The organism is Amycolatopsis sp. NPDC048633, from assembly GCF_040650695.1.
In the GTDB taxonomy this organism is placed as follows: Bacteria; Actinomycetota; Actinomycetes; order Mycobacteriales; family Pseudonocardiaceae; genus Amycolatopsis.
Genome location: NZ_JBEZHS010000022.1, coordinates 41880 through 67140, shown reverse-complemented (window position 1 = coordinate 67140; position 25261 = coordinate 41880). Strand labels below are relative to the sequence as shown.

General features: G+C 71.8%; 19 protein-coding genes and 1 other RNA gene. 14 read left to right on the top strand and 6 right to left on the bottom strand.

Translation table 11 applies throughout. The features are described 5' to 3' along the window. Positions 1-169: 169 nt before the first annotated feature. Positions 170-1912, top strand: a complete 1743-nt coding sequence (locus AB0C38_RS31745; protein ID WP_360680603.1) for a hypothetical protein — start codon at positions 170-172, stop codon at positions 1910-1912. A gap of 107 nt (positions 1913-2019) precedes the next feature. Here the strand turns inward: AB0C38_RS31745 and AB0C38_RS31740 are convergent, their stop codons facing one another. From AB0C38_RS31740 to AB0C38_RS31720, 5 genes are all read right to left on the bottom strand, one after another. Then, positions 2020-3261 (bottom strand): SLC13 family permease, encoded by a 1242-nt coding sequence (locus AB0C38_RS31740; protein ID WP_360680600.1) that lies wholly within the window; start codon positions 3259-3261, stop codon positions 2020-2022. Positions 3262-3355: 94 nt separating this feature from the next. Beyond that, on the bottom strand, positions 3356-4468 hold the full coding sequence (sfnG, locus tag AB0C38_RS31735; protein ID WP_360680597.1) for a dimethylsulfone monooxygenase SfnG: 1113 nt from the start codon (positions 4466-4468) through the stop codon (positions 3356-3358). A gap of 57 nt (positions 4469-4525) precedes the next feature. Next, positions 4526-7306, bottom strand: a complete 2781-nt coding sequence (locus AB0C38_RS31730; protein WP_360680594.1) for an AAA family ATPase — start codon at positions 7304-7306, stop codon at positions 4526-4528. A 31-nt stretch (positions 7307-7337) separates the two neighbouring features. Further along, a complete protein-coding gene (locus AB0C38_RS31725; protein WP_360680591.1) occupies positions 7338-7892 on the bottom strand; it encodes a hypothetical protein in 555 nt (184 codons plus the stop codon). Next, positions 7889-8467 carry a sigma-70 family RNA polymerase sigma factor gene (locus tag AB0C38_RS31720; protein ID WP_360680588.1) on the bottom strand — a complete coding sequence of 193 codons (579 nt, stop codon included), beginning with the start codon at positions 8465-8467 and terminating at the stop codon, positions 7889-7891. The genes AB0C38_RS31725 and AB0C38_RS31720 overlap by 4 nt, the downstream gene beginning before the upstream one ends. Positions 8468-8704: 237 nt before the next feature. Between AB0C38_RS31720 and AB0C38_RS31715 the strand changes: the two genes are divergently transcribed. From AB0C38_RS31715 to AB0C38_RS31655, 13 genes are all read left to right on the top strand, one after another. Then, entirely contained in the window at positions 8705-9382 is a 678-nt protein-coding gene (locus AB0C38_RS31715; protein WP_360680585.1) for a DUF4142 domain-containing protein, read from the top strand. An 8-nt stretch (positions 9383-9390) separates the two neighbouring features. Beyond that, complete coding sequence (locus AB0C38_RS31710) at positions 9391-10197, top strand: ferredoxin (RefSeq protein ID WP_360680583.1); 807 nt, start codon at positions 9391-9393, stop codon at positions 10195-10197. Beyond that, positions 10194-11444: an FAD-dependent oxidoreductase gene (locus AB0C38_RS31705; RefSeq protein WP_360680580.1), complete on the top strand. Its 1251-nt coding sequence runs from the start codon at positions 10194-10196 to the stop codon at positions 11442-11444. Before AB0C38_RS31710 ends, AB0C38_RS31705 begins: the two co-directional genes overlap by 4 nt. A 20-nt stretch (positions 11445-11464) precedes the next feature. Continuing rightward, positions 11465-11860: RNase P RNA component class A (gene rnpB, locus AB0C38_RS31700), an RNA gene on the top strand. A gap of 195 nt (positions 11861-12055) precedes the next feature. Further along, positions 12056-12913: a hypothetical protein gene (locus AB0C38_RS31695; RefSeq protein WP_360680577.1), complete on the top strand. Its 858-nt coding sequence runs from the start codon at positions 12056-12058 to the stop codon at positions 12911-12913. Between the two features lie 452 nt (positions 12914-13365). Beyond that, positions 13366-13632 (top strand): hypothetical protein, encoded by a 267-nt coding sequence (locus tag AB0C38_RS31690; RefSeq protein ID WP_004562703.1) that lies wholly within the window; start codon positions 13366-13368, stop codon positions 13630-13632. A gap of 13 nt (positions 13633-13645) precedes the next feature. Then, entirely contained in the window at positions 13646-14125 is a 480-nt protein-coding gene (locus tag AB0C38_RS31685) for a hypothetical protein (protein ID WP_360680574.1), read from the top strand. A 3-nt stretch (positions 14126-14128) separates the two neighbouring features. After that, positions 14129-17125: an ATP-binding protein gene (locus AB0C38_RS31680; RefSeq protein ID WP_360680572.1), complete on the top strand. Its 2997-nt coding sequence runs from the start codon at positions 14129-14131 to the stop codon at positions 17123-17125. A gap of 94 nt (positions 17126-17219) precedes the next feature. Beyond that, positions 17220-19301, top strand: coding sequence for a magnesium transporter (locus AB0C38_RS31675; RefSeq protein WP_360680569.1), 2082 nt, complete (start codon positions 17220-17222; stop codon positions 19299-19301). Between the two features lie 3 nt (positions 19302-19304). Next, complete coding sequence (locus AB0C38_RS31670; protein WP_360680566.1) at positions 19305-19907, top strand: hypothetical protein; 603 nt, start codon at positions 19305-19307, stop codon at positions 19905-19907. Positions 19908-19909: 2 nt separating this feature from the next. Continuing rightward, a complete protein-coding gene (locus AB0C38_RS31665) occupies positions 19910-20911 on the top strand; it encodes a C40 family peptidase (protein WP_360680564.1) in 1002 nt (333 codons plus the stop codon). Positions 20912-21032: 121 nt separating this feature from the next. Beyond that, positions 21033-24038 carry a hypothetical protein gene (locus AB0C38_RS31660; RefSeq protein ID WP_360680562.1) on the top strand — a complete coding sequence of 1002 codons (3006 nt, stop codon included), beginning with the start codon at positions 21033-21035 and terminating at the stop codon, positions 24036-24038. Between the two features lie 31 nt (positions 24039-24069). After that, complete coding sequence (locus tag AB0C38_RS31655; RefSeq protein WP_360680560.1) at positions 24070-24258, top strand: hypothetical protein; 189 nt, start codon at positions 24070-24072, stop codon at positions 24256-24258. Here the strand turns inward: AB0C38_RS31655 and AB0C38_RS31650 are convergent. Beyond that, complete coding sequence (locus AB0C38_RS31650; RefSeq protein WP_360680557.1) at positions 24255-25199, bottom strand: ATP-binding protein; 945 nt, start codon at positions 25197-25199, stop codon at positions 24255-24257. The genes AB0C38_RS31655 and AB0C38_RS31650 overlap by 4 nt on opposite strands. Positions 25200-25261 lie beyond the last annotated feature (62 nt).

The following is a 25261-nucleotide window of genomic DNA, read 5'->3' as shown; positions in this document are numbered from 1 at the left end:
GGCGGATCACGCTCAATGCCGACGCGTGGCGGACCCCGGATGGGGTATTGGCTACAGTGTCTCGACCGCGTCGCCGCGGTGGCGGATCCACTGATGGGTCCACTTCAGGGGGCGCCGGCTCGCGCGTATCCCACCGGCAGAAGCCTGCGGGCGGAACAGTGACGAGGACATGACGGCTAGCGCACTCACCGAGACCTCCCCGAGCGACGTCCCCGAGGACCCGGCACCCGCGACGACCACGCGGAGCTGGGGTGCGCGGCTGGCGCCGGTGCTGGCCGTACTGGCGGGGGTGGCCGCCGTAGCGGTTCATGCCGCCCGCTACGGCCACTGGATCGTCGACGACGCCGCCATCACCTTCTCCTACGCCCGCAGCTTCGCCGACGGCCTCGGCCCGGTGCTGCAGCCGGGCGCCCCGCCGGTCGAGGGCTTCTCCGACCCGACGTGGATGGTGCTGCTCGGCGTCGGCAAGCTCGTCGGCCTCTTCGACCACGGCCTGCTGTTCGGCCTCCCCGACTACGTGCTGTTCCCGAAGGCGCTGGGCCTGCTGTTCACCGGCGGCATCCTGACGGCGTGCTACATCGCCGCGAAGCAGATCTTCACGCGCTTCGCCTGGCTGGTCACGCTGGTCGCCGGCCTGACGCTGGCGACGATCCCGTCGTTCGTCATCTGGGTCGTGTCCGGCCTGGAGAACTCGCTGTTCGCGTTCGCGGTCGTCACGCTGGCCGTGACGTTGTTCGTCTCGGTCAAGCGCGACAAGCTGCTGACGCCGAAGGTCGCGCTGTGGGCGGGCGTCATGGTCGCGTTCGCCGCGCTGACCCGGCCGGAAGGCCTGATCTACGCGGGCGCGTACCCGCTGGCCGCGCTGTGCCTGCTACGCGGCGGCCTGTTCTGGAAGAGCTTCCGCCTGGCGCTGCTGTCGGTGGCGGCGTTCGCCGTGCCGTTCGGCGCGTACGTCGTCTGGCGGCATGCGGAGTTCGGGCGGCTGCTGGCCAACCCGTCGGTGGCCAAGCAGCAGGGCCTGCCCGGCTTCGACGCCGTGAAGCGGCCGTTCGAGCTGGCCGGCTACGCGGGCTGGGCCGGCGTGGTCCTGCTGCTGCTGGTGATCGTGTTCGCGCTGGTCAAGGCGCCGTGGCGGCGTTCGCTGATCGCGCTGCTGGTGCCGCTGGGGCTGGGGATCGTCGCGTACGGCGTGATGGTCGCCGACTGGATGTACCAGCACCGGTTCGCCAGCCCGATCTGGCCGCTGGCGGTCATCGCGGGCACGTTGGCGGCGGGCGAGCTGCTCAAGCACCGGCGAGCGCTGCTGCGCATCGGGATCGTCGTGGTGCTGGTGGGCGCGTTCGTGCCGTCGGCGATCGGGTTCGCGCAGGCCGCGGACGGGTTCGCGAAGAACCCGAACATCACGGCGTGCCTGGTGGCGGACCGCTTCGGCCGCGGGTTCAACACGTACGCGGACATCCTGGGCGTCCAGAAGGCGTCCCTGCTGCTGCCGGACCTCGGTGGCTCGTCGATGACCAGCCGGCTCGAGCTGGTCGACATGGCGGGCCTGGTCAACAAGCCGATCGCCGACCTGGTCCACGACAACGACCTGGCGGGCCTGCGCAACTACGTGTTCGACACGGTGAAGCCGACGTTCATCCACTCGTGGGGCCCCTGGGCGGCGGGCAACGGCATCGCGCTGGACCCGCGCCTTGACCGCGACTACTTCCTGATCTACAGCTCCCCGATCGAGGGCCTGCGGAACGGCGACTGGGTCCGCAAGGACGCGGTGACCGACCCGGCCAAGCTGAAGGCGGCCCAGGACTACGCGAAGGTGACGATCCCGGCGGTGGCGGCAGACCGCTTCGGCGGCCCGCTGGACGACTGCGGCGCGACGATGAAGCCGGGCCAGACGATCACGATGTCCGGCTGAGTCCGGAACTCGCGTGAGTTGACCCGTAACTCGCGTGATTGAGGCCGGAACTCGCCAGTTCCGGCTTCAATCACGTGAGATCCGGCTCCGATCACGTCGGTTACGGGTTACGTCACCAGGCCCAGGCTGAACCACAGGGCCACCGTGGCCGCGGCCAGGCACAGCGGGGTCGTCAGCGCCCCCAGCGCGTGGAACGTCTTCGCCGACGGGTGCTCCGGCAAAGTCCGGCGCCACAGCAGGGTCGCCAGGGAGCCCAGGTAAGTCGCGTTCGGGCCGATGTTGACCCCCAGCAGGACCGCCAGCAGCACCCCCGGCGCCGGGTGGGGGCCCAGCACCGACAGGAGGATCAGCGTCGCCGGGAGGTTGTTGACCAGGTTGGCCAGCAGGGCCGCCACCCCGGCCGCCACGAGGAGCTCGACCAGGCCCGTCGAGGACGGCAGCACCGAGCGGAGCACGCCGCCCAGCAGGTGCTCCGAGACCGCCTCCACCACGACCGCCAGGCCCAGCACGAACAGGCACAGCTGCGGCGCCGCCTCCGTCAGCAGCTGCCACGGCCGGATCTTGCCGGAAGCCAGCGCGCGGACGCCGAGGATCAGCGCGGCCAGCGCCGCGATCCACACCGGCTCGACGTGGCCGAGCGGGCCCAGCGCGAAGCCGAGCAGCGTCAGTGCCAGGACGACCAATGCGAACGTCGGTGTCTCCAGGTGCTGCGGAGGCGTAGCCGTCTCCCGGGGACGAAGGTCGAGCGCGAAGAACCGCAGGAACACCAGCAGCTCGATGCCGATCGTGACCAGCCACGGCAACGCCATCGCCGCCGTGAAGCCGGCGAACGTCAGCCCCGAGGCGCCGAACGCCAGCAGGTTCGTCAGGTTGGACACCGGCAGCAGCGTCGACGCCGAGTTCGCCAGGTGCGCGCACGCGTACACGTGCGGCCGGGCCGGCAGGCGAAGGCTCGTCGCGGTCGCCAGCACCACCGGGGTGAGCAGCACGACCGTGGCGTCCAGGCTGAGGACCGCCGTCACCCCGGACGCCGCGGCGAAGGTGAGCACCAGCAGCCGCTTCGGACGGCCGTGGCAGGCCTCCGCCAGCCGGTTGCCGAGCCAGCTGAACACACCGTCCACACTGGCCAAAAAGGACAAAAGCAGGATCGCCGCCAGGAAGCCCAGCGTCGGGAGGATCTCGACGGCGCGCTCCCCGGCCGCGGCGGGCGGGACGAGCCCCAGCAGGAGCGCGAGACCCGCCGCCGGCACCGCGGCCACCGCTTCCGGCCAGCCCCGCGGTCGCACGATCGCGAAGACCAGCACCGCGGCCAGGAGCGCCAGGCTCGCGGCTCCCGCCCACAAGTTCACCCGCTCACGCTAACCGGCCGCCGGTTTTGTCGGTGCCCTCGGGTAGCGTAGAAAACGGGGGGCGCCCCTGCGGGCGAGTCAGACTCCGGGCGGGTCAGACTCCGAGCGGTTCCGGGGTGGCCGCGCCGCGAGCCAGGTCCTGCTCCTTCGCGCGGATGATCGGCAGCACGTGCTTGCCGAAGTGCTCGACGTCCTCGAGGTAGTGCAGGAACCCGAGGAGCAGCAGCGAAGCCCCGCGCCGCTTGTACTCGATCGCCCGGTCGGCGATCTGCTCCGGGGTGCCGATCAGCTTCGTGCGGAAGCCGTCGTTGTACTGCACCAGGTCTTCGAACTCCGAGTCGGCCCACATGCCCTTCGAGTCCGAAGTGGACTTCCCGGCCTGTGCCACGGCCGACCGGAACCCTTCCACCGCCTCGACGTTCGCCTTGTCGACGATCTCCCGCAAGACCGCGCGAGCTTCGCTCTCGGTTTCCCGGGCGATCAGGAACCCGTTGAGTCCGAACCGGACGGTCCGCCCGTTGCCGGCCGCGTACCCGCTGACCTCCGAAACCTGCTCGCTGAAGCCGTCGAAGTCCTTGCCGTTGCTGAAGTACCAGTCCGAGACGCTGCCCGCGAGCTTGCGCGCGGCGGTGGAGTTGCCGCCCTGGAAGATCTCCGGGTGCGGCGCCGCGACCGGCTTCGGCTTGATGTCGAAGTCGTGGATCCGGTAGAAGTCGCCGCGGAATTCGGCGTGGTCGTTCGTCCAGAGCTCGCGCAGCACGCGGATGAACTCCTCGGTCCGCCGGTAGCGCTCGTCGTGCTCCAGCCACGGTTCGCCGAGGCCGGTGAACTCGCCCTTGAACCACCCGCTCACGACGTTGACCGCCGCGCGGCCGCCGGAGATGACGTCGGCGCTGGCGATGAACTTCGCCAGCACACCGGGGTGCCACAGTCCGGGGTGGACGGCCGCGATCACCTTGAGCCGCTGCGTCGCGAGCAGCAGCGCCAGGCTGAACCCGGTGGATTCGTGCTGGTACGAGGCGCCGTAGCTGGCCGTGTAGCGCACCTGCGAGAGTGCGTACTCGAACCCGCTGTTCTCGGCGAGGACCGCGAGATCCCGGTTGTACTCGTAGCCCCAGTCCGTCCGCTGTTCGATGTCGGACGTGACGAGGCCACCGCTCACGTTCGGGACCCAGTAGGCGAATTTCAACGGCTCTTCGAGCGACATGGCCCGAGTAGAGCAACGACGCCGAAGACGGTCAACGCGCGTCCACGCGGTGGGAACTCACCCGCCGCGCTGGGATTTGGCCAGTGCGCCACCGAGTTCCGCGCGGCCGGGGATGCCGAGCTTGCGGTACGCGCCGGACAGGTGCAGCTCCACGGTCCGCCGCGTGAGGTGCAGCGCGGTCGCGATCTCGCGGTTCGTCAGCCCCTGCGCGGCCATGACGGCGATCCGGTTCTCCTGCCGCGTCAAGCCGTGCTCGTTGTCCTTGGCCGGCGTCAGCGCCCGCCGCGCCGACCGCAGTTCCTCCGCCGCGCGCCGGGCGAGCGGCCGTGCGCCGCAGTGCTCGCTCAGCTCGACCGCCTGCCGCAGCGTCTCGATGGCCTTTTCGGACTGTCCGTGCCGCGCCTGCAGCGTGCCGAGCTCGGTCAGCGCCGTCGCCAGCTGCAGCCGCGCCGGCGACGACTTGAGCGTCGTGATCGCCTTGTTCAGCGCCCGCTCGGCTTCGTCGTCCTCGCGGACGAGCCCGAGCGTCGTCAGCGCCGTGCCGAGTGGCCGGTCCGCGCCCCAGCGCGTCGACGCGGTCATGTCCTCCTCGGCCAGCCGGGCCGCGTCGTCGGCCTGGCCCAGCGCCAGCGCCGCCCGCGCCGCGTGCGCACGCCACGGCACGAAGCCCGGGAACCGCATGCCGTGGTGCGCGAGCCGGCGTCCGCAGCTGAGCAGGTCCTCGAACCCGAAGCGCGTGTACCCGGTCGCGACGCGCAGGCGGCCGCGCGCGTACAGGAGGTAGGTGTGGGTGAACAGGCCCTGGCTCGCGACGAAGTCCATCCGGTCCAGCAGCGACGTCGCCGCCTCGAACCGGCCCAGGTCCACCCAGCATTCGACGAGCTTCGCCGCGCACAGCACGCCGACCGGGCACGTCGTCGTCCCGCCGCGCTCGTCGAAGCGGCGCAGCAGCGACTCGAAGTGGACGCTCGCCCGCTGCAGGTCGCCGCTGGCCTGCAGCGCGATCCCGCGGGCCAGCGTCGGCAGCGCGCCGTGCGGCACGTGCACGTCCCACGGCTCGCGCTCGACGTCGAGGACGCGGCACAGCCGGTCGACGTGCGCCGGCTCGTCCGCGAGCACCGCGGTGGCCAGCGTGAAGAAGTAGTGCTGCTCGAAGAGGTCACCGTCGTCGCCGGTCAACGCGTCGGCGAAGTGCCCGACCGCGTCCAGCGAGGACTCACCGCTGCGGACGGCGTCGAGCGCCAGCAGCGCCGACCGGCTGCGCCGCGCCGCCGGGTCGGTCAGCGGCGCCCACTGCACCTCGAAGTCGCGGAACTCCGGCGGCGGGCCGAGCCGGCTGCCGGCCTCGGCGAGGTAGGTGATGCACAGCAGCGGCCACACGGCGTCCGGGCCGCCGGCGTCGAGCCGCGCGGCGATCTGGCCGGCCGCGCTGATCGCGAGCCGCGCGTCCTGGCCGCCGCAGAGCGACAGCAGCATCGCCGACGCGATGAACGCGGCCGTGTCGCGGTTGCCGATGGTGTCGACGGCCTCCCGCACCCGCTGCGCCGCGGCGGGCGGGTCGAGCTGGAACTCCGCGTGGGCCAGCTGCAGCAGCACGGCCACCCGGCGCCCCGACGTCAGCCGCTCTTCCAGCGCCCGCCGCAGGTACCGCGCGCCCAGCTCGGGACGGCCGGAGAACACGGCGTTGCGCGCGCTCAGCCGCAGGACGTCGACGCCCCACGGGATCCGGATCGACGTCGCATCGAGCAGGTGCGCGGCGACGCGCTCGGCCGTCGCGCCGGTCTCGGACAGCAGTTTCGCCGCGCGCGCGTGGTTGACCGCCCGCGTGGTCTGCGGCATGTCCTTCAGCACGGAGTTGCGGACGAAGGGCAAGGTCAGCGTCGGGCGGCTGCTGTTGTGCAGCAGGTGCAGCCGGACCATCGTGTCGATGGCCTGCAGCGCGTCGAGCTCGTCCACCCCGGCGAGCAGGGCCAGCAGGTCGAAGCCCGCGTCCTCGCCGAGGATCGCGGCCGCGTGCAGGATCGCCGGCGCGTGCGGGAACTCCTGCATCCGGGTGTGGAGCACCTGGCCGATCAGGGACGAGCCGAGCTCGTGCGGGTCCGCGCCGGGCAGCAGCCGCGGCCGCAGCGCGTTCAGCAGGTACGGGTTGCCGCCGGTCGCCTGGCGGCAGGCGGTGGCGAGCTCGCCCGGGGCGAGGCCCAGGACCTCCGCCGCCGCCGCGTCGCCGAGGCCGTTGAGGGTGATCGTCGCGGGCGTGCAGCCCGCCATCTCCAGCAGCGCCACCTCGCGGTGCGGCGGGTGCCCGGTCAGGGAGGTGAGTATGATCAACACCGGCAGGTCGAGCACGCGGTGCCGGATGTAGGCGAGGCACCGCATCGACCAGGCGTCGGCGAGGTGCACGTTGTCGATGCCGAGGAACAGCGGGCCCCGCTCGGTTGCGTCGCGGACGAGGCGGAAGAAGTGCTCGAGGGCCGCGCTCTCGCCGGCCGGGCCACACTGCTCGGCGAAGCTCGGGCGGGGATCGCCCGGGTCGTAGAGCGCGTCGGCCAGCTGGCGGGCGAGCCCGCCGGGCAGGTGGCTCTCCAGCCGCGACCCGGTGGCGATGGTGACGGTGAAGCCGGCGTCCGCGGCCAGTGCCGCGGCGGCGTGCAGCGTGGCGCTCTTGCCCATGCCGAACTCGCCGACCAGCACCGCGCTCGCGGCCGTGCCGCCCAGCGCGAGGGGAAACAGGCTGGTCAGGCGGCTGAGCTCGGGTTCGCGGCCGGGGAGCCGCGGGGTGGGGCGCTTCGGTACCGAAGCCCCGCTGACGGGATGCTCGGAATTTACTTCGGTATCCACCGTAAGGACTTTCATGTTGGGTTGGGGCAGACTACTGGAAACCGGCTGACCACGGGAGATCCCGCAGGTCATGGCCGGTACCGGCCACCACCTGAGCAGGGGAGACGATGGACGCAGTGGATGCGAACCAGGTCCTCGCGACGGCCGGCCGGGCCGCGCAGCCGATCGTCACGGCCACGCCCAGTACGAGCAGCAGGAGCGCGCCGGCGGCCGGTCCCCGCCGTCCGGTGAACACGCACGGCTTCCGGCCCGCACCCCCGCTCGGCGGCGGGTAGCTGGGGCGGGACGAGCCGGCCTCGAACGCGGGAGCGCTGCCGAAGGAAGAGGGGCCGTGATCGACGGAGGCACCCGAGCCCCGGGAACCGGTACCGGCTGAGCCGCCGGAGACCGGCGGACCACCGCGAGGGGAACCGCCGCCCGGCAGGTAGCCGAGCCGGGCCGCCTCCTCGAGGGCCGCGGTCACCGGGTGGAACCCGGTGAGCAGGTCCCGGCACCGGGCACAGTCGCCGAGGTGCGTTTCGAACTCTTCCGGATCGTCGAGGACGCCGAGTTCGTAAGCCGCGGCGTCGCGGTGCTTCCCCTTCATCGCACCGCTACTTCCCCGAGCGCCTTCCGCAATTGCCGCATCGCCGTGTACAACCGCGATTTCACGGTTCCCTCGGGAATTCCCAGATTTGTCGCCGCCTGCCGGACGGTGTTTCCGGCGAGGTATGTCTCGGCGATTACGGACTGATATTTTTCATCCAGTTCCGATAACGCCCGGCTAATCGTTAGTGCGGCTAACGAACTGTCCGCACGGTCGGTGGACTCGGCGTTTTCCGGGATCTCCAGAGCGACCTCCTGCGGGCGGACCCGGCGATTTCGCCAGCCGTCGATGACGATCCGGCGCGCCACCGTGAGCAGCCAGCCGCGCAGCATTCCGGGCTCGCGTTCGAGCGTGCCGGAGTGCTGCCAGGCGCGGATCATGGTCTCCTGCACGACGTCTTCGGTCCACTGCCGGTCGTGGTTGGTCAGGGCCAGGACCTGCGAAAACAGGGTGGCGCGGAAGTTCTTGTACAGCAGTGGGACGAGGTCGTCCGCCGCGTCGGGGCGCGCTTCGACCGCGATCGCGGACGAGGGGTGGCCGACGTGGCCGCGAATTTCTCTGCCCAGTGCTTCCATAAAGCTTGCAACCTCACCTGACTGGCGGACCGTGGGGCCTTCGGAGCGTAGCGCAAAACCACTTAATAGGCCATATGCATTAGTTTCCCTGCCCCATTAGCTGCGGCGTACGAACTGGTCGGTTCAAATTGTGTCTTGTGATGTACATCACAGTCACTAAAAGGTGACGGAGAGAACCGGTGAACGCCGTTCTTCCGTAACCCCCGTTGAGACGTACTTCGCGAAGGGACAACGGGGATGCCGTTCCGATTCGTGGCTTTGTTCGCCGCCACGACCGCGCTCGTGCTCGGCTGCGCCCTGCCCGCGTCCGCCGGGGAGCTGCAACAGACCGACCGCACCTTGCTGACGCGCCTGAAGCAGCACACGCTGTGGGCCACGCCGGCGAGCAGGCTCGCCGCCGACCGCGCCACCAACCGGCGCGTGCGCGCGGTCGCCGTCCGCATCGCCGACGACCAGGCCCGCCTCGACGTCGCCCTGCGCGCGGTCGCCGACCGGCTCGCGGTCACCCTCCCCACCGGGCCCACCGCGCAGGAGCGGGCGTGGGCCGGCGAGATCTCGGCGGACTCCGGCGACGCGTTCGACCGGGTCTACGTCAACCGCGTGCGCGCCGAGTACGGCTCCCTCTTCGCGCTCGCCTCCGACGTCCGCGCCGGCACCCGCGACGACGACGTCCGCGCGTTCGCCCAGACCGCCGTCGACACCTCGCTCGGCCACCTGACGCTCCTCGAGAGCACCGGGCTGGCCGAGACCACTTCCCTGCTCGTCTCCGCCACCGAAGACGGCACCGACGACACCCTCGGTACCGGCGACCTCGCCCTCGGGGCCGGTTTCGTGGCGTTCGCCGCCGTCGCCACGTTCGGCCTGCTCCGCCTGCTCGGAACCCCCGGCAGGACCCAGCCGCGCACCCGGAGGTAACCCCGCCCATGTCCCCGTCCGCCGCGCTGCTCCCGGTGTCGCCGCACGACACCGGGATCGCCGAGGCCGCCGCGCTCTCCGGCCGTCTCACCTATCTCTGCATGTGCCTGACCCTGTGCTGGGGCGTGCTGGCCGCCACCGGCTGGGTCCGCCGGTTCAGCGGCCAGGACGCGCTGCGCGCCGGGCACGTCCTGCTCGCCGCGTTCACCCTCGCCACCGGCACCCTGCACGGGCTGACGTTCCTCTTCCTCGAGGACGACCCGTTCGGCGTCGCCGACCTGCTGCTCCCGTTCTACGACGGCACGCCGAGGCACGCGCTCGGCATCGCGGGCCTCGAGCTCGTCATCGCCGTGTCGGTCACCGCGGGCCTGCGCCGCGGCGCGCGCGAAGGCCGCTGGCTCCGCTTCCACCAGGCCGGCTACCTCGCCATCGGGCTGCTCGCCGTGCACGCGTGGCTCGGCGCCGTCTCGAGCGGGCACCTGTCGGTCGTCTGGCTCGCCGGGATCACGCTGCTCGTGCCGCCGGTGGTGCTGTCGGCCCTGCGGGTGCTGCCCGCGTCGGCCCTCGTCCGGGCCGGGCTGATCGAACCCGCCCCCGAAGAACCCGAGCCCGACTCGTTGCGGATCGACGTAGACAGCGACCTCTGCCACGCGTACGGCGTCTGCCAGTCCGAGGCGCCCGGGGTCTTCCAGCTCGGCCACGACGGGCAGCTGGAGTACGAGAAACGCCCCGGAACCGGGGAAACACCGAACGTCCGCGCGGCCGCGCGCGCCTGTCCCATGCGAGCCATCCACCTGTTGGGAGCCACTTCGTGAGCGAACGCATCGTCATCGCCGGAGCCGGCCTCGCCGGCCTGCGCGCCGCCGAACGGCTGCGTGAGCTCGGGTTCGAGGGGGAAGTCGTCGTCCTCGGTGCCGAGCCCGACATCGCCTACCACCGCCCGGCGCTGTCCAAGAGCCTGCTCACCGGCGCGGTCAGCCGGGCCCAGACCCTGCTCGCCGACCCCCTCGAGGTCGACGCCGAGTGGTACTTCGACACCCCGGTCACCGCGCTGTCGCCGAATCGGCAGGTCGTCCACCTCGACGGCGAGGAGCTCCGCTACGACGGCCTGATCATCGCCACCGGCGTCGAACCCCGCCGGATGCCCGGCGCGCCGCACGGCCACCCGCGGGTCGTCGTCGTCCGGACCCTGTCCGACGCGACGGCGCTGCAGCGCGCCCTCGCCACCAACTCCGGCACGGTCGCCGTCATCGGCGACGGCTTCATCGGCTGCGAAGTCGCTTCGAGCCTGCGGGAGATGGACCGCGACGTCGTCCTCATCGGCCGGTCGCGGGCGCTGCTGGCCGACGTCCTCGGCCCCGACATCGGCGACTGGCTCACCGCGCTGCACGCCGCCCGCGGCGTCCGGCTGGAGCTCGGGACCACGATCCGCCGGTGGCGGCCGGGGACGACGTCCGTCGGCCTGGAGTTCGCGGACGGCCGCGCGATCGACGTCGCGTGCGTCGTGGTCGCCGTCGGCAGCGTCCCGGCGGTGTCGTGGCTGCGCGGGGCGAAGCTGCCCCTCGACGACGGCGTCGTCTGCGGGCCGACCTGCCACGTCCTCGGCTCGGACACGATCGTCGCGGCCGGCGACGTCGCCCGCTGGCCCAACCTCCGCTACGACGCCACGCCGCGGCGCGACGAACACTGGCTCAACGCCGTGGAGATGAGCCGCACGGCGGCCGAAAACCTCCTCTCCGGGCCTTCGTGTTCGCCGGCGTACACGCCGGTGCCGAGGTACTGGTCCGAACAGCACGGCGTCCGGATCCAGGTCGCCGGCCGGCCGATGCTGGGGAGCGACACGGTCCTGCTGGAGTCGCCGGTGTCCGGGACCCGGCCGATCACGGGCTTCGTGCGCGACGGCGGGCTCGTCGGGCTCATCGGCCTCGACAGCCCCGCGGCGGTGCTGCACTGGACGGCCGAGCTGGCCCGTCGGCGCCCGGCGCCGTCGATCGTCCCGCCGCAGCGGCCACCGGAACCCGAGCGCCTCCGCCACCACAGCCGGGCGGCGGCCGGGTACTGAGCTACGATCTGCTCCGCGGACGAGCTGGCAGGGCGGTCGCGGGCCGGGGCGACCCGGTCCGAGGAAAGTCCGGACTCCACAGGGCAGGGTGGTTGCTAACGGCAACCCGGGGTGACCCGCGGGAAAGTGCCACAGAAAACAGACCGCCTCGGCCCGCGAGGGCCGCGGTAAGGGTGAAACGGTGGTGTAAGAGACCACCAGCGTCCCGGGTGACCGGGACGGCTGGGTAAACCCCACCCGGAGCAAGGCCAAGAGGGAGCGCGAGCTCCTGCGCAGGCGTTCGAGGACGGCCCGTCCGAGCCTGCGGGTAGGCCGCTGGAGCCTGCCGGCGACGGCAGGCCGAGATGGATGGCCGCCGCCCGGCGAGCCGCAAGGCGACCCGGGAACAGGATCCGGCTTACATGCCGGCTCGTCCGCCTCACGTACCCGAAACGGCCGCGTGATCGGCCACGGGACCCGCGTGATCGGAGCCGTGATCCGCGTGATTGAAGCCGGAACTCGCGAGTTACGGCTTCAATCACGCGAGTTCCGGCTCCGATCACGCGAGTCACGGGCCTGATCACGCGCCGTGGGCGGTTCCGCCGGTGGTTACTCGGTAGTAGGGTGCCGCTATGGCGGGTGACGAGAAGCGGTTCAAGTCGGCCTTCGATTCCTTGCACGCTCTGGCGTACTTCGCGCCCGAGGTGGATCAGGCCCTCACCGGCATCGGGCTGCGGCCGGGGCGGATGCCCTACTTCGCCGGCCGCTCGGCCGCGATGGGCGCGGTCGGGCCCGAGGTCGTCGCCGCCACCTTCTACAACTTCAACCCCGAGGTCGTCGCCCGCGTGATCCCGCGCGCCTGGACCCTCGCGACGCCTGAGCAGGTCCTCGAGGCCCGGCTCGAAGGCGTCGACAAAGCCCTGACCCGGCTTCTCGGCGAAGGCGAGCTCAAGAGCGACCAGGTCGTCGAGGCTGCCGAGCTGGCCCGCGAGGCGACCGCCGGGTGCACGGTCGAAGGACGTCCCCTCTACGCCGCCCACGCCGGGCTGGACTGGCCCGAGCCGCCGCACCTCGCGCTCTGGCACGCCATCACGCTGCTGCGTGAGCACCGCGGCGACGGCCACATCGCCGCCCTCCTCCTCAACGGCCTGAGCGGCGTCGAAGCCCTCGTCACGCACGTCGCCACCGGCCACGGGTTCACCGTCGACGCCGCCAAGCTGACGCGCGGCTGGAGCGACGAGCAGTGGACCGCCGCCGGACAGCGACTCGGGGAGCGGGGGATCCTCGACGGCGAAGGGGCGCTCACCGCGGAGGGCGCCGCGGTGCGGGACAGCGTCGAGACGGCCACCGAAGCCGCCGCGCGCGGGCCGTGGGAGCACCTCGGGCCGGAGAAGACGGCCCGGCTGGAGGAGCTCGGCCGGGACCTCACCCGCCGCGTGGTCGCGGCCGGGGCGTTCCCGGAGGGCGTCTTCGCCAAGCGCCGCTCCTGAGGACCAAGATCACGCTATGTAGTGAAAATCGTGTGAGGTTCTGAGCGCCGTGTGACGGACAGTACGAGCGGTCAAGATCGACATGGGTGCCGACCGGCCGGAGGGCGGTCACGGAGCGGACTCGCGCGACGGGACCGTTCGGGTCATGTCACACTGTTCCAGGCCGCACAACGGCCACGGTGCAAGTACCCACAGTGAACAAATCCCGGGCAATGGGGTGAGTTCGTCAGCACACTGAGAAGTATGGGTGCCCGGGCTTTAACCCGAGGGCCCTTGCCGCGATGATGGGGGCGTGGAGTTTTCGTGTGCCGTGCGCGCCACACCGGTTGACAAGGCAGCCGTTATTTACGCAGCGCGCTTTGACCACTACCCCTCGTAGCCCCCATGATGTTGCTCGAAGCACCGCCTGAGCCAGAACCGCGCGGCCCCCACCGCGCACCGGGAGTAACGCGATGATGACCTTGACCACCCTCGACACGTTGGCCGCCGGCGAGCTGGGCACGGGAAACGTGCGCCAGTGGCTGCTCGACAACGTCATCCCCCTGGTGCTGCTGGCCGTTGCCCTCCTTCTTCTCTGGCTGGGTGGCGGCAAGGGCGACAACGCCGGTGTCATGCGGCGGCTCGCCGGCGTGGTCATCGCGCTCGCCATCATCGGTCTCGCGGTCAGCGGCGCGGGCGTGAACGTGGGCCAGTGGATCGCCGGCCTGTTCACCGGCTGAGAGGCGGGCCCGCGTGCGCATCAGGACTGATGACGAGGTCTACCGGGTCGACGCCGTGTGGCTCGGCCCGCCGAAAGCGACTTTTCCCTGGAGAGCCCGCTACGTCGCGTGGCTCATCGGCATCCCGGCGTTCTTCGTCGTCCTCGGCGTCGAACGCTGGGCGGGGTGGAGCTTCGGGTTCTTCTCGACGGCGTGGGCGTTCATCGCCACCATCGTGATCACCCGGCTGCTCACGGCCAAGATCAGCCACGAACGCCCGCTGGGCACCGTGGTCTCGATGGCCGGGCGCGAGCTCAACACCCCCCGCGAGCGGACCACGGGCACCGGCGGCGCCGTGAGCGCCAGCCGCGTCCGGGTGCGGGCCGAGCGCCCGCTGCCGAAACATCGCCGGAAGCGGCAGTACCAGCACCACGGCGGGCCGCCGGGTGCTGCGGTCCAGGGAACACCACGAGCGCGCCGGAGCCGCGGCAACGCGGCTCGGGCCGGGAGGTAGTCGTTGTTCGGTCGCGGCGGTAGCCGAGGAAAACGGGGTCGGGACGCACACTCGGGCGCGTGGCAGCCGCCCGAGCAGGTCCGCGCGGCGCGGAACGGCTCGGGCGGCGGTAACGGCCGTCGCCTGACCGGCGAGCAGGCGATCCCCGCGTACACCCCGTCGATCGCGGTGCGCAGCATCGACGGGCACCTGGTCCGCACCGGCGTCGAGGTCTACGCCTGGTACCGGCTGGCGCCGCAGCGCTGGTCGTTCCGCTCGGACTCGCAGCGGCGCGACCTCGTCGCGGCCATCGCCGGCCAGTACTCCGAGCTGCAGGGCCGCTGGCTGCACCTGCGCGTGACGAACCGGCCGTACCCGATCCGGATGTGGGCCGAGGCGCACGTCTACAACGCCCACGGCCGCCCCGGCGACGTCTCGGGCGCCCTGTCGTTCGACGACTACCTGATCGGCGAGCAGCAGCAGCTGATGGGCCGCTCGATGGCCGAAAAAGAGGTCTACATCGGGGTCCAGGTGCAGACCCGGCGGATGGTCGACCGCGCGGTCGAGCGGGCCGCGCCGGTGCTGCGCAAGATCCTGCCCGAGGCCGTCGACGCCGAGCTGACCGCGCTGGACTCCGAGGTCGAGCACCTCGACCAGGTCATCGGCAGCGCCGGGCTGGAAGGCCGTCCGGTGCACGCCGAGGAGATGTCCTGGCTGATGCACCGCTCGTGCTCGCTGGGCCTGCCCGCGCCGCGGAACATGCCCGCCGTGCCGGGCGCGGCCTGGGAGCCCGAGGACCTGGCCAGCTTCACCGACGCCGCCGACTACTACGCCGACCCGTACGCGCCGACGGTCACCGTCCGCGGCCGCACCGGCTCCAACGCCGGCGTCTCGCGGCACCTGGCCATTTTGACGGTCGGGCAGATGCACGGCCTGCAGATCCCCGAGGTCGACGACCCGTGGATCCAGCACGCCGACCGGCTGCCGGCCGCCGTCGAGGTGTCCGCGCGCATCTACGTCCGGCGTCCCGAAGAGGTCGCCGGCGAGCTGCAGCGCCAGATGAACAAGGTCCGTTCGCAGGTCAAGCACTACACCGACGAGCACGAGCTGGAACCACCGCAGTCGCTCAACCGGCAGGCCGGGCGGGTGCTGGAGATCGACGACGAGATGACGTCGGGCTTCACCGCGCTCGCCACCCGCGTGCGGTCCTGGTGGCGGCTGGCGGTGTCCGGTCCGACCGAGCGCGACGCGCTGCGCCTGGCCCAGCAGCTGCTGGACCTCTACAAGCCGAAGATCGCCATCGAGCATCCCGAGGCCCAGTACGCGCTGGCCCGGGAGTTCATCCCGGGCGAGCCGCTGGCCTCGGCGGCGTACATGCGCCGCGGCTCGGTGGTCTGGGCGTCCTCGGCGGTCCCGACGGCGACCGCGGAGGTCGGCGACCGCCGCGGCATCCTGCTCGGCGAGACGTGCACGGCGACCCGGCGCCCGGTGGCCTGGGACCCGTGGATGGCCCAGGAGATCCGCGACGGCTCCGGCCTGACGGCGATGGTCGCCGGTCTGGGTGGTGGTAAGTCGTTCCTCGGCGGCGGCATCGTCTACAAGACGCTGCGGGCCGGGGCGAGCTGGACGGTCCTCGACCCGTCCGGCCCGCTGTCGCGGCTGTGCGACCTGCCGGAGCTGCGGCCCTACGCGCGGCCGATCAACCTGCTCAACGCCCAGCCCGGGATCCTGAACCCGTACCGGGTGGTCGCCGAGCCGCTGATCGAGCACTTCATGGACGAGGACGACCCCGAGCGCTCGTGGCGCCGGGAGAAGGCCCTGGCGGGTGCGACGCGACGGCGTCTCGTGCTGGACGTCCTCAGCGGTGTCCTGCCGTACGAAGTCTCGCGCATGGCGCAGACCCGGATCGTGCTGCTGCGCGCGGTCCGCACGGTCGGCGGCCGGTTCGACGCCGACCCCGGCCAGGTGATCGACGCGCTCCGGCGCGATTCGAGCGAGCACCACGAGCACGCGGGCGTCGTCGCGGATTTCCTCGACGAGATGCGCGAGCGGATGGCGCTGCTCATCCCGGAGACGGACGCGGACCCGTACTCGGAGACCCGCGACGACCGCCTGACCGTGCTGACGATGGCCGGGCTGACCCTGCCGAAGGACGGCGTCCCCCGCGAGTACTGGACGGACGCGGAGTCGCTCGGCGTCGAGATGCTGAACCTGGCGGCGTGGCTGACCCAGCGGTCGGTGTACGAGAAGCCGAAGGAGATGCGCAAGGGCGTCTGGATCGACGAGGCGTTCTTCCTGTCCGAGGTCCCGACCGGCCGCGTGCTGATGAACCGCTTCGCGCGTGACTCGCGCAAGTGGAACGTCCGTGTCCTGCTGTCGTCCCAGATCCCGGCGGACTTCCTGAAGATCCAGGGTTTCGTGACCCTGCTGGACTCGGTGTTCGTCGGCCGCTTGGACGACGACGACGCCCAGGCCGACGCGTTGCGCCTGTTGAAGGTGCCGGTCGGCGTGGGGTACGAGCAGGTCGTCGCGGCCCTGGGCCGCCGCCCGGGCGCGCAGCAACGCGGCCTGGAGCGCGACATCGAGCCCCGCCAGTTCATCTTCGGCGACGGCGCGGGCGGGGTCGAGCGCATCCGCGTCGACTTCTCCGGCCCGCACCTGGACCACCTCCGGGCGGTCATGGACACGACACCGGGTTCGAAGGACGCGGAGAAGCCCCGCCGCCCGGGCAACGAGCTGGCCCTGCCGCACACGTCGCCGGACGGGAAACCGTTCGTGGCGGCCCCGCCGGAGGACGACATCGAGCTGGAGCAGGACTTCGAGCTGGCGGCAGAGCTGGAGGTCGGCTTGGCCGACGAGAACCTCCTCGGGGCCCCGGACCCCTTGGCGTCCGAGACAGGCGAAGTGGAGGGCGGCGTCGAGCAGCCCGGCGCCAACGGTGCCAACGGGTCCAACGGTCACGGCGGGCAGCAGCACGCCCGCACGGGTGGAAAGGGCGGCACCGGCCGGGACGCCGCATGAACGCCGCCCGGACCCGAAGTAGCCGCACCGCCCCCGGCTGCGAGGGACGGGCCTGCCGTTCCCCGCGGGCGGCCGTACCCACGCGGGCGACCGCATGAACACCCTGCTGACGTTGGCGGTGCTGCTGACGCTGGCCGCTGCCTGGCACGCGCTGAAACGCCGGCTCAAGGAAGGCCCGAAGGCGCGCCGCGTCCCCAGCCGCAAGGCGACGATGTTCGCCGTCATGCTGGTCCTCGGCCTGCAGGCCATCGCCACGGCGCCCGCGGCGAGCGCGGCGGCCTGCGGCGAGGCGCCGAACCCGGAGCGTCCGGGGGCCGGCATGGTCGGCGCGATCGACCCGCCGGAGGGCCACGGCGAACCGAACAGCGCCTACATCGACTACGGCTACGCGGGCATGGTCTGGAACACCTTCGAGACCGACTGCTCAGGGATCAGCCTCACCCCGGCTGGGTCCACTTTGGACACCTGGGGCGGCACTCAGCTGTTCAGCCTGGGCAAGAACATCGTCGGTGCCACCAACTCGCTGCACTACACGGTGCTCGAGGGCGGTCTGCTGAACCCGATCTACGCGGCGGTGAAGTCGGGCGCCGAGAAGGTCTACAACAACATTTACGCCCAGTTGTTCGGCCTGGTCGCGCTCATCCTGTCGATCATGATGTTCCGCAACATCTGGCGGGGTGACCTGGCCGCGGTCAGCAAACGGGCGCTCTACGCGCTGGCCGGGATCTGGCTGGCCGCGTCGTCACTCGCGATGCTGCGGTACTTCGACCCGATCGACAAAGCGATCGTCCAGACCACCACGAACATCCAGGCGGGCTTCGTCGACGAGAGCGGCGACCGGATCGTCCGCGACATCCTGCCCACCCAGCTCCACACGCAGATCGTCTACAACAACTGGCTGCGCGGGGAGTTCGGCACACCGACGGCGCCGCAGGCCGAGCAGTACGGCAAGCCGCTGCTCGACGCCCAGGCGTTCACCCGCAACCAGCTGGTGAACGGCGACGACGCCAACCAAAGTGTCATCGACGGCAAGAAGAACGCCTACAAGGACATCTCCACCAAGCTCGGCCCCGCCACCGGCTACTTCACCGGCGAAGCAGGCGGCCGCACCGGTGCCGGCTTCCTCTCCCTCGGCCAGGCCCTCGTCTACTCACTCTTCCAGCTCCTGGCGAAAGCGTCAGTGCTGCTGGCCCAGGTCCTGATCCGCCTCTTCGCGCTCACCGCGCCGCTGATCGGGCTCGTCGCCCTGCTGCACCCGGAGATCCTGCGCCGCGTGCTCAAGGTCGCCGGCGGGGTCGCTTTCAACCTCGTCGTGCTCTCGGTGCTCGCCGGGGTGCACGCGCTGCTGCTGCAGGCCATCTTCGACGCCGGCAACTCGCTGAACATGCTCACGCAGATGGTCCTCGCCGGGCTGATCACCGTGCTGCTGTTCATGGTCGGCCGCCCGGTGCGGCGGTTGTGGCAGATGGTCGAAATGTCGGTCAGCATGGTCGGCGCCGCCGTGCCGTCGCCCGGGGGCGGGATCTTCTCCCGCTTCAAGCGCAACCGCACCGGCCCGACGCCGCAGGACGAGTTCTGGCAGAACGTGCGGGACACCGACGACGTCGTCGACGGCGAGCAGCGCGGCCCGCTCGGCGCGACCCACGGTGGCGGCCGGTTCCGGCCGGAGGCCACGATCTTCGCCAACTCCCAGCGGCTCGACAACACCTCGGGCGCGTCCCGCCCGGCCGCGGCCTGGTCCGGCGCCTGGCCGGGGGCCGTCGGCGGGGGTTCCGCGGGCGCGCTGCCCGCGGGGGGCCGCCCCGGCGCACCGGTGTTCGGCCAGTACAACCCGGCCGGCGGCGACTCCGGCGACTACGTCGTCGTCGGCGCGGGCGGCCGTCCGACGACCCGGCGAGAGGAGAGCCGGCGCGTCGACACCTCGCCGGTGGCCGATCGCCGCTGGACCGACGAGCCCGAGCCCGTCGTCGTGCCGTCCGACCTGCGCACCCCCGAGTCCGGCTTCAGCGACTACACGCCGCAGGACGTGCCGCGGACCCCGGGCGTGCGGGCGCAACCCCGGCGCGTCGACCCCGAAGTCGTCGCCGGAAAGCCGGTCTTCGTGCTGTACCGGCCGTCCCGGGGCATCGAGGTTCGCGAAGAACCCCGGGACACCGACCAAGTCATGGGGCGGTGACCGATGCCGATCCGCACCAACCGCGGCCGCGCCGCGGTCTACCGGCGCCTGTGGGGCTGGCCGCTGCGCTCGCCCCGCCACCTGATGGGGACCCTGGTCTTCCTGGCGATCCTGGTCACCGCGCTCGGCATCGTGCTGCCGAAGGTGGTCGGCAAGCCGCAGGCCAAGGCGTCGCCTCCGACAGGGACGACGACCACGTCCGTCACGGCGACCCCGCCCGGCGTCGCGGCGCCGGTGCCGACGTCCAACCTGCCGACGCGGCTGTCCGCGCCGCTGGCCACCCCGACGACGGCGGCGCCGAACGGGGACGCCGTCCGCGTCGCCGAGGAGTGGGCCGCGGCCTGGGTCGACCACCCGGCCGGGATCACCTCCGAGCAGTGGCTGGCCAAGCTGAAACCGTTCACCACCGAGGAGTACCTGCCGGTGATGGCGTCGGTCGACCCGGCGAACATCCCGGCGACGAAGGTCACCGGTGAGCCCGTCGTCGGGACGTCGTACAGCAGCTCGGTGCAGCTGACGATCCCGACCGACGGGCCGAAGCTGGCCATCACGGTCGTGAACACCAACGCCGGCTGGCGCGTCGCCGACTACGACCAGGCGAGCTGACCGTGCGGCGGCTGGGGCTGTGGCTGGGACTGGTCGTGTTCGTCGCGATCGGCGCCCTGATCGTCACCGCCGTCGCCGCCAAAGTCGTCATGGACAACCAGCAGGCGCAGGCCCACGGCGTGTCGCTGATGAGCTGCGACGCCTCGGTCGGGCCGACCCAGCCCGGCGAGGGCGAGCGCGGCACGGTCGACGCGTCGAAGCTGGACGACGAGCAGAAGGGGACCGTCGCGCTGATCATCACGATCGGCAAGCAGCGATCGCTGGCGCCGCGCGCGTGGCAGGTCGCGATCCAGGCCGGGATGACCGAGTCCGGGCTGCACAACCTCACTTACGGTGACCGCGACTCCCAGGGCATCTTCCAGATGCGCCCGTCGATGGGCTGGGGTTCGATCGCCGAGGTCACCAACCCGACCTACGCGGTCAACAAGTTCTACGACGTGCTGCTCGCGGTCCCGGACTGGGAGAACAAGCGCCCGGGTGACGCGGCGCAGGCCGTCGAGCGCTCGGGCTTCCCGGACCGCTACCACAAGTGGGAACCGATGGCGGCGACGCTGGTGGAGAACGTCGGCCAGGTCGTCGACGTCGTCGCCTGCGGCACCGGCCTCGGCCAGCTGCTGCCGCCGAGCCAGGCCGCCGGGAAGGCGATCAGTTTCGCGCTGGGCGAGCAGGGTAAGCCCTATGTGTGGGGCGCCACGGGCCCGAATTCGTACGACTGTTCGGGTCTGATGCTGCGCGCGTACGAGTCGGCCGGGATCATCCTGCCGCGCGTTTCGCGCGACCAGTACCACGCGGGCGCGTTGCTGCCGGTGCGCGAGGCGCAGCCCGGTGACCTGCTGTTCCTGGCCAACGACCCGTCGAACCCGGACACGATCCACCACGTGATGATGTACCTGGGCGACGGCAAGATCGTCGAGGCGCAGCAGACCGGTGTCCCGGTGCACACACGGGCGTTCTCGTTCGACGAGGCCGAAGTGGTGCCGCAGGCCGTCCGTCCCGGCGTTTAGCATGGGTTGAAGGCCCAGGGCACGACCGGGGCCGGCAGATCCGGCCGACAGCGGAATCGATTCACCCGACGTCGCGGCGCTTCCACGAGCAGGTGGCCGCGTACTGGCAGAGGATGAGCACGTGGGACGGAAATTCGGCAAGCGAGGCAAGTCTGGTTCGGGCGAGCCCCAGGACCCGGCGGCGCTGTTCGGCGCGCCCCAGCCGGCCCGGCAGTCGGCTCGCCCCGCGTCCAGCACGCCCTTGGCCGACCAGCTGGGCCAGGGCTATCCCGGCGTCGATCCGGGGTACGTGGTGTTGCCCCGGTCGTTGGCGGAGGGGATGTCGCTGCCGTGGCAGCACCAGATGGCGGCGCTGCTGGCCCAGTTCCACGCCGAGCACGCGTCGCTGGCCTGGCCGATCTACCGGGTGGTGCCTTCGCGCTACGAGAGGCTGGCGGACCTCGACGAGGAGCAGCTCGCGGAGGCGGGCTACCTGGTGGAGATGGACGCCGACGGCGAGATGGTCTACCGCGAGCGGAGCGGCCGGAAGGTCGAGGACCCGGACAACACGTCGGTGCTGGTGTCATCCCTGGACCCGATCCCCCGCCCGGCGGCGCGTCCCACACCGCCGCCCCCGGGCACCGCCCGGCCGGGTCAGGCGCCGGCCCCGATGAACATCGGGCCGGCCCCGGTGTGGCGGACGGTGCCCCACCCGCCCCCGCCGGCGCAATCGGTACCGGGGACACCGCAGCAGCACGTGCCACCGGGGCGGTCCGCTTCGGGGGTGAGTTCGACGTGGAGCCAGGAGCAGTCCCGCGGACGGCCGCAGCCGGACGATCGCGAGTGGTCGGTGGCGGCGGAATCGGACCTGCCGGTGCGGGCGGCTCGTCACGCGGCTCCGGAGGTCGAGGAGCGTCCGGTTGGTGGGTCGCCGGGTGGGGCTTCCGCGTTTTCGGTGGAGGTCGACGAGCCGACGACGGAGTCCAGTCCGCGACAGCCTGAGATCGCGGCTCGGTCGGAGGAGCCGGTTGCGGAGACGCGGCCGGACAGGCCAGAGGTGGCGGATCCGTCGATTGCCGAGTCCGCGCTCCGGCCCGAGCCGGAGGTGGGTGCGGAGCCGGAATCGGCTTCGGCTTCGCCGGCCGAGCCGATGCCCTGGAATGTGGTCGAGCCGGCGGGGTCTTCGCCGGAATCAGCCGAGCCGAAGCCGTGGGACGAGGCAGAGGCGCCTGAACCCGCGCCGGCCGAACACGAGCCTGATGCGGCGCCGAGCGAACCGAAGCCATGGGAGGCAGTTCAGGCCGAGGGGACTGTGCCGGAATCGTCCAAGCGTGAGTCGGTTGCGCCTGACTTCCCGGCGGAGCCGCCGACAACACCGCAGGACGCCGATGAGGAGCGTTCGGCCGAGCGCGGCGCTCCCGACTCTCCTGATGCCGAGGCGCAGCAACAAGTGATTGCTGCGGAGCAGCGGTCACTTGATGCGCCGTCGGAGAGTGCGCAGCTGGTGGAGCCGCCCGAGGCACCGCACTCGGCAGCCGTGCAGGAAGCGTCGCCGCCGGAGTCGGACGTGCCAACCGCATCGCAGGTGCCTTCGGCGCAGCAGCCGCCCGTGGCCGGACAGCAGCAGCCCGACGAGTCGCCGTCGGCGGCGCAGCAACAACCGACTGCCGTGTCCCAGTCGCCGGCCGCATCGTCGGCGCAGCAGTCGCCTGCCGCTGGGCAGGAGCCGCAATCGCTGGGCGCGGTCCAGCAGCCTGTCGTGCCGGAGTCGTCTACGGCCGCGCAGCAGTCGGCTGGCGTTCCGCAGTCGCAGTATCCGCCGGCCGTGCCGCAATCGCAGCCTGCTGCGGTGGAGCCGCAGCAGCCTGACGTGCCGTCCGTATCGCAGCCGCAAGCGCCTTTGGTGCCGCAGCCGCAGCCGCAATCGCCAGCCGCGGTCCAGCAGCCTGACGTGCCGGAGTCGCCTGGCGGTCCGCAGCCGACGGTCCAGCAACAACCGTCGGCCATGCCGCAATCGGCTCCTGCGGCTCCGCCGCCGCAGGAGCCTGCCGGATCCTCGCCGCCCTCGGCCACAGCGCAGCACCACTCGTCCGGCGATGCGCAAGCGCCCGGTGAGCAGCCGCCTGCTGTGCAGCCGCAGTCACCCGGCCTACAGCAACCGCCTTCCGGCCCTCAACCGCCGACCCAACAGCAGCCCGCTGCCGGTTCGCGGCCTCCGAGCCAGCAGCAGCCTGCCGGATCGGCCTCGGCGCAGCACTACTCGCCTGGCGGTCCGCAAGTGTCCGGGCAGCCCTCGGTGCAGCCGCAGTCACCAGGGCAGCAGCCACCTGCCGGTCAGCAGGCGCCTCTCCTGCAGCAACCGCCCTCCGGTCCGCAGCCGGCCCAGCAACCGCCTGCCGGCTCGCAGCCGCCGACCCAGCAACCGCCGGCTGGCCCGCCGCCGCAGTCGCCGGGGCAACCGCGGCCGCCCGCCGTACAGCAGCAGCCGCCGGGTCAGCAACCGCCTGCCGCGCAGCAGCAGCCGAGTCAGCAACTGCCCGCCGCGCAGCAATCACCTGCCCAACAGCAGGCGCCCGGCCCTCAGCAACACCCCGGCCAACCGCAGCCCCCAGCCGCGACCAACCCTCCCTGGAGCCAGCCCAGCCAGCCCAGCCAGCCCAGCCAGCCCAGCCAGCCCATCCGGACCGGCCAGACCGGCCAGCCCGCTCAGTCCAGCCAGACCGCTCAGACCGGCCAGCCCGCTCAGCCCAGCCAGCCCAGCCAGACCGGCCAGCCCGCCCAGGCCGGCCAGCCCGCTCAGCCCAGCCAGACCGCCCCTCCGGCGCGCTCCAAGCCGGTCTTCCCCGGCCCCGAGTCGACCCCCCAACCCTTCCCGGCCCGCCACGCCGCCCCCGCGCGCCCGGTCTTCCCCGGCCCCGGCACCACACCCCCCGTCCCCCCGAACTCGGCGCCTCCCGTCTTTCCCGGCCGGGATACCGCCCTCCCTCAGCCCTCCCGTCAAGAACCCCCCACCCCGCCCCGGGGTACTCCGCGCGGCTGGTTCGACGAGTTCAGCGACCAGCCCGCCGCGCCGGATGACGACGAAGGAACTCCGGACTTCGGGCCCACCGGGACGCCGACCGAGATCCCGTACCGGTACAAGCGCTGACAGCCGGGCCCGCGGATGCGAATCTAGGACCATGGCGAACGACCCGAACCCGGACCAGGGGTGGTACTACAACACCCGCACCAACCAGGTCGAGCACCTCGAACGCAGCCGCGGCATCGACCTGCTCGGCCCGTACCCCGACGAGGCCACCGCCCGGCGGGCCCTCGACATCGCGCGGGAACGGACCCGGCGGGCCGATGCCGAGGACGCCGACGACTAAACCGACAGCCCCGGGCCCAGCACGAACTCCGGGTCGACCTGGGACGCCAGGTCGGCTCCGGCCCACGCCCGCGCGTTGCGCAAGTGGAACTCGACCGCTTGACGCTGGTAGCGCGCCCAGTCGCGCTGCTCCGCGTCGACCGCCGCCTGCATCGAACGCAGCGTCGAGAGGTTGCGCGGCTCGAGCTCGGTGATCGGCCGGGCCGTGCCGCGCTCCGCCGCGCGTACGTGGCGCGAAGCCGACATCCACCCCAGCAGCGCCCCGCCGACCTGCTCCTGCAGGAACTCGACGTCTTCGGCGTCCGTCACCTTGTTGCCCACCACCACGAGCCGCACGCCGAAGTCGCGCGCGTAGTCCGCGTACTGGCGGTAGACGCCCACGCTGCGCACCGTCGGCTCGCACACCAGGAACGTCACGTCGAACCGCGTGAACAGCCCCGACGCGAACGCGTCCGCGCCCGCGGTCATGTCCATGACGACGTACTCGCCCTCGACGTCCACCAGGTGGTTCAGCAGCAGCTCCGCCGCCCCCACCTTCGAGTGATAGCACTTGACGCCCAGGTCGTCCTCGTCGAACTGCCCGGTGACGCCCAGCCGCACGCCGCCCAGCTGCCGGAAGCACGCCTCGAACACGGGGTTGTCCTCGAACGGCCGGACGAGCCGCGAGCCGCGGCCCGGGGGTGTCGTCTTGATCATCGACGCCGCGTCCGCGATCCGCGGGTTGTCGCCGCGCAGGTAGTCCTTGATCAGGGCCATGTTGTCGCCGAGCGTCGGCCAGGCGAGCGCTTCCTCCTCGGGCGCGCCGAGCGCCACCGCGAGGTGCTGGTTGATGTCGGCGTCGATGGCCAGCACCGGCAGGCCGGCGTCGGCGAGGTACGCGACGAACAGCGACGACAGCGTGGTCTTCCCGCTCCCGCCCTTGCCGACGAACGCGATCTTCACGGTCGGAGCTCCTTCTGGAAATGAAGACGGTTTTCATTATTGCGGAAGTCAACGTACACCCG

Excerpts from the sequence above, each read along its gene's own strand:
- AB0C38_RS31675 (WP_360680569.1), top strand. The coding sequence starts at position 17,220 with ATGAACACCCTGCTGACGTTGGCGGTGCTGCTGACGCTGGCCGCTGCC.
- AB0C38_RS31720 (WP_360680588.1), bottom strand. The coding sequence starts at position 8,467 with ATGGAAGCACTGGGCAGAGAAATTCGCGGCCACGTCGGCCACCCCTCG.
- sfnG (WP_360680597.1), bottom strand. The coding sequence starts at position 4,468 with ATGTCGCTCGAAGAGCCGTTGAAATTCGCCTACTGGGTCCCGAACGTG.
- AB0C38_RS31690 (WP_004562703.1), top strand. The coding sequence starts at position 13,366 with ATGATGACCTTGACCACCCTCGACACGTTGGCCGCCGGCGAGCTGGGC.
- AB0C38_RS31695 (WP_360680577.1), top strand. The coding sequence starts at position 12,056 with ATGGCGGGTGACGAGAAGCGGTTCAAGTCGGCCTTCGATTCCTTGCAC.
- AB0C38_RS31725 (WP_360680591.1), bottom strand. The coding sequence starts at position 7,892 with ATGAAGGGGAAGCACCGCGACGCCGCGGCTTACGAACTCGGCGTCCTC.
- AB0C38_RS31670 (WP_360680566.1), top strand. The coding sequence starts at position 19,305 with ATGCCGATCCGCACCAACCGCGGCCGCGCCGCGGTCTACCGGCGCCTG.
- AB0C38_RS31745 (WP_360680603.1), top strand. The coding sequence starts at position 170 with ATGACGGCTAGCGCACTCACCGAGACCTCCCCGAGCGACGTCCCCGAG.
- AB0C38_RS31655 (WP_360680560.1), top strand. The coding sequence starts at position 24,070 with ATGGCGAACGACCCGAACCCGGACCAGGGGTGGTACTACAACACCCGC.
- AB0C38_RS31715 (WP_360680585.1), top strand. The coding sequence starts at position 8,705 with ATGCCGTTCCGATTCGTGGCTTTGTTCGCCGCCACGACCGCGCTCGTG.
- AB0C38_RS31710 (WP_360680583.1), top strand. The coding sequence starts at position 9,391 with ATGTCCCCGTCCGCCGCGCTGCTCCCGGTGTCGCCGCACGACACCGGG.